Source organism: Bacillus sp. FSL K6-1003 (assembly GCF_037964945.1).
Lineage (GTDB): Bacteria > Bacillota > Bacilli > Bacillales > Bacillaceae > Bacillus > Bacillus mojavensis.
Genome location: NZ_CP150176.1, coordinates 3,090,707 through 3,103,946 on the forward strand (window position 1 = coordinate 3,090,707; position 13,240 = coordinate 3,103,946).

At 46.2% G+C, this 13,240-nt stretch carries 15 protein-coding genes; 4 read left to right on the plus strand and 11 right to left on the minus strand.

The features are described from left to right. Positions 1 to 16: 16 nt before the first annotated feature. Positions 17 to 352, plus strand: coding sequence for a NifU family protein (locus tag NSU16_RS15825; protein WP_173400510.1), 336 nt, complete (start codon positions 17 to 19; stop codon positions 350 to 352). 39 nt (positions 353 to 391) lie between these two features. Here NSU16_RS15825 and NSU16_RS15830 read toward each other — a convergent pair whose 3' ends face one another. From NSU16_RS15830 to yutH, 5 genes are all read right to left on the minus strand, one after another. Further along, positions 392 to 2,368 (minus strand): S9 family peptidase, encoded by a 1,977-nt coding sequence (locus NSU16_RS15830; RefSeq protein ID WP_339191451.1) that lies wholly within the window; start codon positions 2,366 to 2,368, stop codon positions 392 to 394. A 109-nt stretch (positions 2,369 to 2,477) separates the two neighbouring features. After that, entirely contained in the window at positions 2,478 to 3,407 is a 930-nt protein-coding gene (gene thrB, locus NSU16_RS15835) for a homoserine kinase (RefSeq protein ID WP_229149122.1), read from the minus strand. Beyond that, on the minus strand, positions 3,404 to 4,462 hold the full coding sequence (gene thrC / locus NSU16_RS15840; RefSeq protein WP_106019930.1) for a threonine synthase: 1,059 nt from the start codon (positions 4,460 to 4,462) through the stop codon (positions 3,404 to 3,406). The genes thrB and thrC overlap by 4 nt, the downstream gene beginning before the upstream one ends. 5 nt (positions 4,463 to 4,467) lie before the next feature. Further along, on the minus strand, positions 4,468 to 5,763 hold the full coding sequence (locus NSU16_RS15845; protein ID WP_268447252.1) for a homoserine dehydrogenase: 1,296 nt from the start codon (positions 5,761 to 5,763) through the stop codon (positions 4,468 to 4,470). A gap of 204 nt (positions 5,764 to 5,967) precedes the next feature. Beyond that, entirely contained in the window at positions 5,968 to 6,981 is a 1,014-nt protein-coding gene (gene yutH, locus NSU16_RS15850) for a spore coat putative kinase YutH (RefSeq protein ID WP_339192703.1), read from the minus strand. A gap of 153 nt (positions 6,982 to 7,134) precedes the next feature. On the opposite strand from yutH, the gene NSU16_RS15855 reads away from it, so the two are divergent. After that, positions 7,135 to 7,635 carry a phosphatidylglycerophosphatase A gene (locus tag NSU16_RS15855; protein ID WP_024122730.1) on the plus strand — a complete coding sequence of 167 codons (501 nt, stop codon included), beginning with the start codon at positions 7,135 to 7,137 and terminating at the stop codon, positions 7,633 to 7,635. Between the two features lie 27 nt (positions 7,636 to 7,662). Here NSU16_RS15855 and nucF read toward each other — a convergent pair whose 3' ends face one another. The 3 genes from nucF to NSU16_RS15870 are packed head-to-tail and all read right to left on the minus strand — an operon-like array spanning position 7,663 to position 9,196. Then, complete coding sequence (gene nucF, locus NSU16_RS15860; RefSeq protein ID WP_168748664.1) at positions 7,663 to 8,433, minus strand: 5' nucleotidase NucF; 771 nt, start codon at positions 8,431 to 8,433, stop codon at positions 7,663 to 7,665. A 28-nt stretch (positions 8,434 to 8,461) separates the two neighbouring features. Continuing rightward, positions 8,462 to 8,896: a DUF86 domain-containing protein gene (locus tag NSU16_RS15865; protein WP_010331745.1), complete on the minus strand. Its 435-nt coding sequence runs from the start codon at positions 8,894 to 8,896 to the stop codon at positions 8,462 to 8,464. Between the two features lie 24 nt (positions 8,897 to 8,920). Then, positions 8,921 to 9,196: a YutD family protein gene (locus NSU16_RS15870; RefSeq protein ID WP_003228682.1), complete on the minus strand. Its 276-nt coding sequence runs from the start codon at positions 9,194 to 9,196 to the stop codon at positions 8,921 to 8,923. Between the two features lie 112 nt (positions 9,197 to 9,308). Between NSU16_RS15870 and NSU16_RS15875 the strand changes: the two genes are divergently transcribed. After that, positions 9,309 to 9,938, plus strand: a complete 630-nt coding sequence (locus NSU16_RS15875) for a YhcN/YlaJ family sporulation lipoprotein (protein ID WP_268447251.1) — start codon at positions 9,309 to 9,311, stop codon at positions 9,936 to 9,938. Positions 9,939 to 9,953: 15 nt separating this feature from the next. Here NSU16_RS15875 and lipA read toward each other — a convergent pair whose 3' ends face one another. Then, complete coding sequence (gene lipA, locus NSU16_RS15880; protein WP_339191454.1) at positions 9,954 to 10,850, minus strand: lipoyl synthase; 897 nt, start codon at positions 10,848 to 10,850, stop codon at positions 9,954 to 9,956. Positions 10,851 to 11,087: 237 nt separating this feature from the next. Between lipA and lytH the strand changes: the two genes are divergently transcribed. Beyond that, positions 11,088 to 12,068, plus strand: coding sequence for an L-Ala--D-Glu endopeptidase (gene lytH, locus NSU16_RS15885; protein WP_229149126.1), 981 nt, complete (start codon positions 11,088 to 11,090; stop codon positions 12,066 to 12,068). A 27-nt stretch (positions 12,069 to 12,095) separates the two neighbouring features. Here the strand turns inward: lytH and yunB are convergent, their stop codons facing one another. Both yunB and NSU16_RS15895 read right to left on the minus strand, forming a co-directional pair. Beyond that, positions 12,096 to 12,863, minus strand: a complete 768-nt coding sequence (gene yunB, locus NSU16_RS15890; RefSeq protein WP_010331749.1) for a sporulation protein YunB — start codon at positions 12,861 to 12,863, stop codon at positions 12,096 to 12,098. Between the two features lie 71 nt (positions 12,864 to 12,934). Beyond that, positions 12,935 to 13,240, minus strand: coding sequence for a YunC family protein (locus NSU16_RS15895; RefSeq protein WP_010331750.1), 306 nt, complete (start codon positions 13,238 to 13,240; stop codon positions 12,935 to 12,937).

Here is a 13,240-nt window from a genome sequence, read left to right on the forward strand (position 1 = left end):
TTGTGTTCAAGTCTGAATGTGCTATAATAATGGGAGCAATTCTGCAAACCAAACAATAGATTTTTATTGTTACACTGAATATAATGGTTTTATGACGATGAAAGGAGCGAATGTCATGACTGAAGTTGAAATGAAAGAACAGGTGCAGGAAGTACTGGACAAACTTCGTCCGTTTTTACTTCGTGACGGCGGTGACTGTGAGCTTGTAGACGTTGATGAAGGTATTGTTAAGCTTCGTCTTCTAGGCGCGTGCGGCAGCTGCCCAAGTTCAACAATTACGCTAAAAGCCGGAATTGAACGCGCTCTTCTTGAAGAAGTGCCGGGTGTAATTGAAGTAGAACAAGTCTTTTAATAAAGCAGCCAGGCTGATATTTGATCAGCCTGGCTTTTTTTATGAGAGATATTGGTCAAACCATGAGCTTATATAGGTCAGGCGCTTGATCCGCTGTCCCGGGTGTCCGCTGCGTGACAGATTATGCGTCGCTTTCGGAAAACGAACCAGCACAGTTTCCTTGTCCATTTTTTTCAAGGCAATAAAAAGCTGTTCAGCCTGTTCAATCGGACACCGGTCATCACGTTCGCCATGGAGAATTAAAAGAGGCGTCTCCACGTTTGCCGCATATTTTAAAGGGGAACGGTCCCACAGCTTTTCTGTATCGGTAAACATGTCATGCTCAAGCTGCCAGTCCGTGAAAAAATAGCCGATATCACTAACGCCGTGAAAGCTGAGCCAGTTTGAAATCGAACGCTGAGTGACAGCTGCTTTAAAACGATTTGTCTGCCCCACGATCCAGTTGGTCATAAAGCCTCCGTAGCTTCCGCCTGTGACCCCTATCCGCTCGGCATCAATCTGCGGGTCTCTTTTGATCGCCTCATCCACTGCCTGCATCACGTCCTGATAGTCTTTTCCGCCGTAATCCCCTCTGACTGCATTCACAAATTCCTGTCCGTAGCCATGGCTTCCTCTTGGATTTACATAAACCACTGCATATCCTTTCGCCGCCAGCACCTGTAATTCGTGAAAATATGTATGCCCGTACATCATATGCGGACCGCCATGTATATTGAGAATAAGCGGATATTGTTTGCCCTCTGCAGCCTGAGCAGGTTTCATCAGCCAGCCGTTCACCGTCATCCCGTCTTCTGTCACATATTGAATGTCTTCAGGTAACGAAATGAGGTGCTCGTCAACAAACTTGTCATTCGCATCAGTCAGCCGTTTTTCTTCCTGTCCAAGCGGAATGCTGTATAGCTCACTAGGTCTGTCGGGCTTTGTCACACTGGCAATAAAGCTTTGTTCGTCAGGATGCATGGAAAAGCTGTTGATATATTCTTTTTCTAACCGGATCGGGTATACGAGTCCTTCTATAGAAACATAATAGATTCCCGTGCTGCCTTGTTCTGTACCGATGACATAAAACCCTTGACTGTCTTTCGTCCAAACCGGACGCTGTTCAGCACCTCCGATCAATGAATCCCCAATCAGCGCATCAGCTAAGTGAACGTCAAGCATATCAGTGAGACACGACAGGCGGTCTTGTTCTATATCATAAAGCCACGCCTTTTCGAGCGTAGCATTCCGATATTCCTGTTCATGTCCAAGCAAAGCAAGATACCTTCCGTCCGGTGAAAATGAGCTTGGTCCGAATGAGCCGCGATGAGAGGTAATCAGCTTGAGATCTTCAGTCTCCAGCGACAACATGCAAACATCATGAGGTTTTCTGGCATCATCCGTTTCAGTCATATTAGCCGAAAAAACGAGAGATTTGCCGTCAGGAGAAAAAGTCGGGTCAAAGTGATCAGCTTTTTCGTTAGTCAGCTGTTTGACCTCACCAGACTTCACGCTGACAAGCACAAGCTGTGCATACGCGCCTCTCGTCAGCCCTTTTCCGTCCCGTTTATAGGCTAAACCATGCACTTCAATCGGTTCAAAGCTGTCGGGTTCCGTTTTCTCTTGATCATAAACACTTTCACCATCTCCAAGACTGACCGTGACAAGCACTGACTCGCCATCCGGAGACCATACCGGCTGAGAGACGCCATACGGAATATCAGTCAGTTTTTTTGCCTCACCGCCTTCAGCACTCATCATATAAAGCTGAGACACATCGCCATCACGGTCAGAAACAAATGCAATCTGGCGTCCGTCTGGAGACCATCTAGGATCAGTGCTTCGCTTTTCTCCGTATGTCCAAGAAGCGGACGTCCCGCTATCCGCATCATATACCCATATATTTGATGTATATGAATCTTTCTCTTTGTTTGCTTGTGACTTGACATAAGCCGCACGCTTGCCGTCCGGGGCATATTGAGGGTCCGTCACCGAGACAATGGCTGTCATATCTTCGGCGGTCATCAGCTTTTTCATATCAATCTCCTCCTTTTTACATGTATTTCGTTTTTCTAAATAAAAATCCCTTTATATCATGAAGAAAAAAAGCGTTCCTCTGCTGACGCTGAGGAACGCTTAGAATGCTCTATACACTTTTCATTTGATAGAAAGGATTTCGCTCTATTATACTTCCCTCTTTCGGAACGGTCAAAGCGTCGACTTCACAATGCGGGAAGTGAAGTGCGAGCTGCTCTTTCAGCGCGTCCCCTTTTCCTTTTTCGGTCATGACGAGAATCGTCGGGCCCGCTCCGCTGAGAGCAGTTCCATAAGCGCCTTTCATCTCGGCAACATGCTCCACTTTAGACAACTCTGGGACTAGCATCGCCCGATACGGCTGATGGAACATATCTTTTCTCATGATTTTTCCGACGAGCGGCCAATCCTTTGACATGATCGCCGCGATGAGAATGTTGCTGACAGCACTGGCTTTTACAGCGTCCGCGTAGAGAAACTCTGTCGGAAGCACGTCTCGCGCGTCTCTTGTCAGCACCTCGTAAAAAGGAATGACAACCACAACATCAATGTCGGCATCCGGCACGCGGATCATTTGTGTCTCGTCGTCTTCATGCAGCCCGATCACAAGCCCGCCGACGAGAGAAGCGCCTGCATTGTCCGGATGTCCTTCTTCAAGGCTGGCTAAATGCAGCTTGTCCGCTTCGGAGAGCTTTAATCCGCATAATTCGTCAGCCAGTTCTATAGCCGCCACTATGGCCGCAGCGCTGCTGCCAAGACCGCGTGCAAGCGGGATGTCGCTCCACACTTTCACATGTACAGGAGGCATTTCTTTTCCGTACATATCTGCCGTCCGTTTAGCCACTTGATAGATCATATTATCTGTACCCGCCGGAATTCCGGCGACTGTTTCTGTTTCAGCTTCAAAAGACCATTGATCGCTTTCAAAGACGGTCAGCTTTAAATATCTGCTGAGCGCCATTCCGACTGAATCAAAGCCGGGGCCTAGGTTAGCTGTGCTTCCGGGAACAGTGACAGAGAACAGCATGTCGGCATCATTCATACACGAGCCGCTCCTTTTAAGTATTCGAGGATGCTGTCTTCATCAGTCGGCAGGGTGACCGGCTTCATTTCAGAAATGTCGACCGCTGTGTTCGGGTCTTTCAGCCCGTTTCCTGTTAACACAGCCACAACCTTGCTGCCTTTCGGAATTTCTCCGGATTTTACTTGTTTCAGCACACCTGCAATAGATGCGCAGGAGCCCGGTTCTGCAAACACGCCTTCTTCACGGGCAATCAGCTGATACGCATGAAGAATTTCATCGTCAGTGACTTCGTCAATTTTTCCATTGGACTCCTCAGCCGCTTTTACAGCTTTATCCCAGCTTGCTGGGTTTCCGATACGAATCGCTGTTGCCACGGTTTCCGGATTTTCAATGACTTCGTTGCGGACGATCGCAGCTGCCCCTTCCGCTTCAAAACCGCGCATTTTCGGAAGGCCAGTGCCGTTTTTCTCATGATATTCTTTGAAGCCCTTCCAGTACGCTGTGATGTTTCCCGCGTTTCCGACCGGAATCGCCAAAACGTCCGGGGCTTCGCCCAGCTGTTCGCACACTTCGAAGGCAGCTGTTTTTTGGCCTTCAATACGGTAAGGGTTGACCGAGTTGACAAGCGCGATCGGTGATTTTTCGCAAATTGAGCGGACAATTTTAAGCGCATCGTCAAAGTTGCCATCGATTGCAATGATTTCAGCTCCGTACATGACTGCCTGAGCAAGCTTGCCAAACGCGATTTTTCCGTTCGGGATGATGACAATACATTTCATATTGGCGCGGGCTGCATAAGCAGCCGCAGCCGCTGATGTATTTCCGGTTGACGCACACATAATCGTGTCGTTGCCTTCTTCTTTCGCCTTTGCCACCGCCATAACCATCCCGCGGTCTTTAAAAGATCCAGTAGGGTTTACGCCTTCTGTTTTGACATGAAGCTCAATCCCGAGCTGTTCAGAAAGCTTCGGCAAATGAATGAGCGGCGTATTGCCTTCATGTAACGTAAGCGCCGGTGTTTGATCCGTTACAGGTAAAAACTCTTTATATTGATGGATAAGTCCTTTCCACATTAGCTTCAACCGTTCCCTTCTACACGATATGTGCTTTTTACTTCTTGAACGACTTCCAAATCATTTAAGTTTTGCAGGATATCACTGAAATCAGCTTCTGATGTATGGTGTGTGACGATGACGATTTCTGCTAGCTCATCATGCCCCTTAATCGGCAGCTGAAGGATTTTTTCAAAGCTGACGCCCCGTTCTGAGAACACAGACGTGATTTTCGAGAATGAGCCTACCTCATCCTTCACGTGAATTCTCAAAAATTGCTGTGCGTAAATGTCGGACGGCGACTTCATGTTTTTCTCGTATTGCGGCGCAACAAAGCTGTTGCCGGTTACGCCGAGACGCATGTTTTTCATGACAGCGACCAGGTCAGACACAACTGATGTGGCTGTCGGCATGCTTCCCGCTCCCGGGCCATAGAACATCGTCTCTCCGACAGCTTCGCCATATACGTAGACGGCGTTAAATTCATTATGCACGGCAGAAAGCGGATGGTGGTCTGGAAGCAGTGTCGGCTGAACGCTGACTTCAATTTTGCTGCCGTCACGCTGGGCAATCCCGATCAGCTTCATTGTGTAGCCGAGACGTTTGCTGAAGCTGATATCCTCGTCTGTAATCTGGGAGATCCCCTTCACTTTGACATCTTCCAGATCGACGTTCATTGAGAAGCCAAGACGCGCCAATATTGCCATTTTCCGCGCGGCGTCAAGCCCTTCAACATCTGAAGTCGGGTCAGCTTCGGCAAACCCCAGATCCTGCGCTTCCTTAAGCACATCCTCGTAAGGGCTTTTCTCCTTAATCATTTTTGTTAAGATAAAGTTCGTTGTTCCGTTTACGATTCCCATCATTTTAGTAATCCTGTCTGATGAGAGGCCTTCCTCTAATGTGCGAAGAATTGGAATTCCGCCGGCAACGCTGGCTTCGAAGTAAATGTCACAGCCATTTTCCTTTGCTTCTGCGAGCAGTTCAGAACCGTACACGGCCATTAAATCTTTGTTTGCCGTGACAACGTGTTTTTTCGATCTCAAAGCGTCGAGCAAATATTGCTTTGTCTGCTCAACACCGCCGATCACCTCGATGATGACATCAACATCGGGATCATCAATCACATCATATACTTCTGTCGTGAGCACTTCCTTCGGCAAATCTACTTCTCTTTTTTTCTCTAAATCTTTTACAAGCACTTTTTTTATCGTAATGGGACAGCCAACCTGATGCATCAGCTTATCCTGATGGTCTTGAATAATTTTAACGACACCGCTTCCGACGGTACCTAAGCCCAAAAGCCCTACACGAATTGCTTTCAAAAAAACTCCACCCTTCTTCAGATTGTCCTCTCAAGAGATACAATTGTTAACTCAACACAGACATATAAGTTACAAATATTATATAAGCCCACTCCTGTTTTGACAAGACAACAATCTGCTGAATTTCGTGAATGTAAACGCTTAATCAATTGATATGACAAGATTCTTTATTTTCTAATTATTTTTGTCAGATTTTCTCCTTCCTTACAAGCCGCCCTTTCCGAGCCAGCTGACAGGGGGAACAAATAAGTTCTGCGCTCTCATGTTCATAAACTCCTGGGCGGCATTCAGAAATTGTTCATAGCCCGAATCACTGAGAATGTAGTCGAGCTGCTCTTCATAATAGTGCTTTTCCGACTCTGAAGAAATATAGTAGCCTTCCACGATTTCATAATAATGAAGGGGAAAAAGGAGACGGCTGTACAAAAGACGCTTCGAAAATGAAGACAGCGGTGTGATTTGCTCGTATTCCTGCAAAAAGCGAAAGCCCTGCCGGTTAAAATCATCACGGTGATGCAAAAATGAGTGTCTCATATATTCTGCTAAATCGCGTGCAGCGTGGTCAAATACCCAGTCAGCCGGAATCCTGATAAGGGATTCAGGAGACCACGTATTTCTTTCCATCCGCTGATGGCATATCGTTCCTGAATCAGTTGCTTGCGGTTTGTCATCGAGCTCAGTATCGACTAAATATTGAATCGCGTTTTCTGACAGCCCTAAATAGTATGGAAACGATTCAATCATTTTTTTATCAAAAGGCTCGTGCGGAGGGGTATGAACCTTTCGCTGCCAAAACGCTTCAAGCTGATCAATGCGTTTTCCCCACAGGTCTTTCCACTGCCCGATTCTCCCTGCCTCCTTCACTTCATACGGGTATCCTCTGCCCTTTCGATGAAACTCCGCCAGTTCTGTCCCTATGGAAAATGCACGATTTAAAAAAGGAGGAGCCGCCTTCAGCAGGGCGTACGTTTTTCCCTCATGTTCAAAGGTCAGTTCACCTTCTTTTGTAAAGATAAAAACGGAAACGTATGGGTCACTTTGTTCTTGTAAATACTGACTCATGTAATAAAGCTCCGCCAGCTCCGCAGCTGAAAAATGGGAAACGGGAACAATCAAAAAGAAGGAATTCGGTGTTTGAAAGCATTGATACGTATGCTGATACATGGAAAGCTGCCTGATATGAATGCCGTATTTTTCTTTTATTGTGCCTTTCACAATGATCACCTGCCTGTTGAATTAGGGCTCATCACATCGTAGTCATACACAGCCGGAATTATGAATACATATTTTAATCCGACGAAGGAGCAAGAAAAAGTCGTAAACATCTCATACGTTTTGTATAAACTAGTAAAAAAAGATTGGGTGAAGTTGATGTCAGATAAAGAACAAATCAGTCAGATGGAAGCTAAAGCAAGAGAACGGATGAAGGAGCGCGGCGTTGAGGTATCCGATATTGCCGAGCTTGTCTTTTTTCTGCAGAAAAAATATCATCCGGATTTAACCATGGATGAATGCACGTTGAATGTGAATCGGGTCCTCGCAAAACGCGAGGTGCAAAACGCGATTTTAACGGGCATTGAATTGGACGTTCTTGCTGAGCAGAAAAAACTGTCTGAACCGCTGCAAACGATGCTGGAGATAGATGAAAGCCTATATGGAGTAGATGAAGTTCTGGCATTTTCCATCGTGAATATTTACGGGTCCATCGGGTTTACAAACTATGGCTACATTGACAAAGAAAAACCCGGTATCCTCGGCCGTTTGAATGATAAATCAACCGGCGAATGCCATACATTTCTTGATGACATTGTCGGCGCCATTTCCGCTGCGGCCTCCAGCAGGCTAGCACACCGCGCACGGCATACAGAATAAAGGGCACCCTTTTGGGGCGCCCTTTTTTTATATATGTTGAATCCACTCAGTCAGAGAATCAATAGCGTGAGTCGGTTTTTCCATATCGTCTGTCATATGCTCTCTTTTCGTTACGCCTGTGTGGACAAGCAGTGTATCCATCCCTGCATTCATGCCTGCCATAATGTCAGTCGCGTAGTTGTCACCGACCATAAGTGTTTCGGATACGTCAGTGCCAAGAACACGCATCGCCTGCTCCATGATGATGGATTCCGGCTTGCCGATAAATACCGGCTGCACGCCTGTGGATACGGTTAACACAGAGGTCAGTGAACCATTGCCCGGCAGGAGGCCTCTTTCAGTCGGTATAGCAATGTCACCGTTTGTGGAAATAAACCGGGCGCCATTTCTGATTGCGAGGCAGCCAATGGCAAGTTTTTCGTATGTAATCCCGCGGTCAATTCCGACAACAACAAAGTCCGCATCTTCCTCTGCAAAGGTCAGGCCGTTTTCTTCAATCGCCTGGCGAATTCCTTCTTCCCCGATCACATACACAGACGCGTCTTTTTTCTGCTGGGCGATATGCTGGGCAGTCGCCATGCTTGTCGTAAAGACCTGCTCCTCTGTTGCCGGAATGTCAAAAGAGACTAGCTTGTCCGCCACCTGCTTCGGTGTACGGGAAGAGTTGTTTGTCACAAAAAGATAAGGAATGCCGCGGTCTTTCAGCGTTCTGACAAATTCACACGCTTCCTCAATTTTTTCTGTGCCGTTGTACATCGTTCCGTCTAAATCAATTAAATACCCTTTATATGTTTTCATCTTTAACACTCCTGTGGCTTTCCTGTCGTTATTTAAACGCGGAAACAGGGCCCAGCTCTGTTTCCAAGTAGATTCTGATTCGTTTCGGAAAGGCTTGAAGGACCGCTAGATGCGCGGTGATCAGCTTGTAAAGCTCTGCGCTGTCAGCGAGCTGATATTGCTGAACCAATGTTTTTCGGTACGCAATCAATTGCTTCAGCTGTGCTCCCTCTTCTTCCGTTACGACTTTTTCATCAACCAGTATGTCCATGATATCATCATAGCTGCCCGGGTCCCGCATTATAAAACCGTCGATCATGTCATTTCCTGTATCTAGAATGCATTCGATTAACAGGTGGCCGATGCGTTCAAGCGCGAGCCCCTCGATCTCGGACTTCCAGTCTGTTTGCGAATGAAACAGCGCCAGCTGACGCTCAAAGAATCCGAGTGTATGCTCTATCTTGTTTCTGTCAACAAAATACATGACAGCATCCCCTTTGTGAAATAGTTATTTTCTGATCCGTTTTAAGACAAAATACGCACAGCCGAAATTACAGTATTCGTAAATGTATTCGTCCAATGTGCTGATTTTCGTTTCAAAGGTCGCCTTTTGATTCTGGTCATCAAAGAAGCCCTTGAGCCTGAGCTGGCCGTATCCCCAGTCTCCCACAATGTAATCGTATTTATTTAAAATATCGGAATAACGAGCTTTAAAAGCCTCTTCGTTGAAGCCGTCTTTGAAATTGTGCACCAACTCAAATTCGGCATTTTGAATAAGAATCATGATCTCACCTCTTTTTCACTCATTCCTATCATAATTCATTGCCCCTTCCCCATCAATTGCTAAAGAATAATTCGTGTGATTTGGCTACCCTACATATAAGGAGGGATTACAAATGAAACGAACTGCTGTCAGCCTCTTCCTGATGACCGGGCTTTTATCCGGATGCGGAGGCGCAGGATTCAATAACGCTGAGCAGAATGTCCAGCATCAAAATGAAACCAAGCCCATTCATGTATCTGACCGCGATGAGGCTTTTAATAGGCATGATAAGAATGAACAATTTGGTTATGTTCGTTATCAAAAAGAACAAATTGACGGCGAACAGCAGGAGACACCGGCGCCAGACCGTGAAGAAACCGCTCACATCATATCAAGCTTAACGGTTCAGCTCCCTCATATTCAAGATGCCGCAGTGCTCGTAACTGACCAAGAAGCGCTTGTCGTGTACAAAACCGATTCAAGAAACCGTGAACTGACAGCTGATCAAGTGAAAAAAACGGCTGTTTCGGTGATTCCGCGTTACTATCATGTGTACATTTCTGACAATCCGAATCACATGCAGGCCATCAAAAATTACAGCAATCTGGGCTCCGGTTCAAGAGATGTCAGAGACATCATGTCAGGGACGATACAAGAAATGAAAAACTCCCCGCAAGGAAGCCCTGTCTCGGAAAACGAAAACGCCAATGGAGAAACACGCCAGGACAAGGAAGCGAATAGGAATGACAAAAACGCCAGATGATCTGGCGTTTTGGCATTATGCTTGCGCTTGGCGTGTTTTTGATGCTTCGTTAACCTGTTCATCCGCATGGTAGGAGGAACGGACAAGCGGACCGGCTTCACAGTGACTGAAGCCTTTTTGCATCGCGATTTCCTTCAATTCTGCAAATTCATCAGGATGATAATATTTTTGGACTTTTAAGTGCTTCTTCGACGGCTGCAGGTATTGGCCGATTGCCATAATATCAACATTGTTTGCCAAGAGGTCGTCCATCACTTCAATAATTTCTTCTTTCGTTTCACCGAGTCCGATCATGATGCTTGATTTTGTGGGAATGTCTGGCTGCATTTCTTTCGCGCGGCGCAAAAATTCCAATGAACGGTCGTATGTCGCACGCGCGCGGACTCTTGGCGTCAGGCGGCGAACCGTTTCGATATTGTGATTCAGGATGTCAGGGCGCGTATCCATTAACGTTTTTAAGTTATCATAGTTTCCGCCCATATCTGACGGAAGCACCTCAATAGTCGTAAATGGGCTTTTTCTGCGGATTGCACGGACAGTTTCCGCGAAGATACCCGCACCGCCGTCTTTTTGGTCATCACGCGCAACAGCTGTGATAACCGCGTGTTTCAGATTCATCAGAGCGACGGAATCTGCTACGCGTTCCGGCTCTTGCAGGTCAAGCTCAGTCGGAAGGCCCGTTTTGACAGCGCAGAAACGGCACGCTCTCGTACAAACAGATCCTAAAATCATAAATGTGGCTGTACGTCTCACTGCCCAGCATTCATGAATATTCGGACATTTTGCTTCTTCACATACGGTGTGCAGATTGTTTTCCCGCATGAGTTTTTTGAGCCCTGTATAATTTTCATTTGTATTTAATTTGATTTTGAGCCATTCGGGCTTTCTGAGGTGTTCGTCTTTCTTTGCCATTTCCCATCATCTCCAATATCCAATATACTCAATTTCTGACACGAAACATTCTGAAAACGAGATAGGTGCAGTTCTTTCATTTCTGCAACAAAAATAATGTTTTTCTAACTAAAGAAAGTCTTTTCTTTAGACACTTTAACATAGGAAAAATTTCTCGACAAGGGAAGATGATTACTGACATTTTCTCGCCGGGTTGCCGCAAACTATGTGTATTCAATATTGAAAGGAGATTATTTTGTGAAAGTTGTGTTATCTGCCCTTCTTCTCCTTTTGTTTGCATTTGAACCTTTTGCGTCTGGAAAAGAGCTTTCAGATCCGGTGCTTTCTAAACGGATGGAATTATATCATAAAGTCGAAGCTGTGACGCAGATTCCTTGGTATGCGCTAGCCGCTGTTGATCAATACGAGGAGAATGTGCGGAGCAACAGAAAGGATCTGCCTGACAAAACGGGAATCATCAGCATCTATGTACCGGATGAAATCTGGAGCGGACCAGAAAACCCGAATCCGAAAGACGATGCACCGTTAAGCATAAAAGTGTTTGACGGAATCGGAATGGACGGTGACGGCGATGGGAAAGCCGAAGTCAGCAATGACGAAGACATTTTGTATACATTCGCACAATATCTGCTGTCGTACGGCACAGATGAGGAAAATATCCGCATCGGGCTCTGGAATTACTACCGCCGTGATCAAACAGTGGGAATCATATCCGAGTTCATGAAGCTGTTTAAGGCTTACGGTCATATTGATTTGGGCGAGCATGCGTTTCCGCTTCCAATCAGAACGGATTACAGCTATCGCAGCACGTGGGGGGACGCCCGCGGCTTTGGAGGAAGGCGGATTCATGAAGGAACGGATATCTTTGCCCATTATGGCCTTCCTGTAAAATCCACCTGTTACGGCGTCATTGAAATGAAAGGCTGGAACCGCTTTGGAGGATGGAGAATCGGCATCAGAGATATTAACAATACGTATCATTATTTCGCCCACCTCAATGGGTTTGCGAAAGGCATTAAACCAGGGCAGATCGTTGAGCCCGGCCAAGTGATCGGGTCAGTCGGCAGCTCAGGATACGGCCCGCCCGGCACAGCCGGAAAATTTCCGCCGCACCTGCACTATGGCATGTATAAGGATAATGGAAAAACGGAATGGTCGTTTGATCCTTATCCTCATTTGAGAGCGTGGGAGCGCTATGAGTACAAGAAAAAGAAATGACGAAAGCCGCCTCATGAAAAGGCGGCTTTATTTTTTGTTTTTTTCATTTTTTGAATCATGGCTTTCTTCTTCTTTGCTGCTTGGAAGCTGGACAGAAGGCGTAACACCTGAACCGCCGCTTCCGTTATAAAATTGCGGGACTTCGCCCTGCACTGCTTTAATTGATACAGGAACATTATTGGTGACCACGGCCGTTTTGCTTGCGAACGGGATGATGACCTTCACTTTAATTTCTACAAAGATGCTGATATCAATCAGTGCGTTATTAATGCCGTATGGCTTTATTTTTGTTTTGACGTCCGTAAAGGCGTCACCGATCAAATTGAACCGGACCGGAATTTTCGGGCCGAGGTTTCCAAGAAGGCTGTTTCCTGTCACCTGTCCCAATGGGATGTTGATCATAATATTTTCACTGGCACCGCTGTGTCCCGTGTGGGTTTCCATCTCTTTCAAATGAGACTGAAGCTGCTTTGTCACCTTTGTTTTCACACTGTTTATAACCTGTGTATTAAAATCGATTGTCGTTAAATTTCCGTTTTCATCAGAATTCATTTGAAACATATCTTTCATATTTTCGCTGTCAGACATATAATCCTCAATGGAATCCTGAATCACCTCTGTTGCCACACGCTTCGTTTCCATTTCACCGATGCTCATTAATACCGGTTTAATAGAGCCATTGATCATCCAAAGGCTGACTGTTGTCGATATAATAAAAAATACGAGTGACAGCAACAGCACGTACCGGAAAGGCAAAGGTCCTCTCTTGCGAAGAGGGCCGCGATATCTTGGCAAGAAAATCCCCCCTTACATATCACAATGTATGCTTGTAAGGGGGGACATAGTAATAGCCGGGCCAATTTATTTTATTTCACCATTTTTAAAAGCGCTTCTCTGCCGCTCATGCCGGCATGAATGCCAAGATCCTCTGCGGCATAGGTGACGGATTCTAAAGGGGCGTCTAACAGCTGGTCAATTGTTCGTACACCAACCGCCCGTCCCGCCACAATTCCACGCTCCTTTAATTTTTCATTCAGCAGCGCCACATCAAGCGCGCCGCACATAATATATCCGTGATCATTGGAGACTGCCATGAAATTTGTTTTTGGAAGTTTTACTGTCACAGCTGTAAAAGGCTGTCCTTCTATCATAATCGGTGTCAGATTTACCAC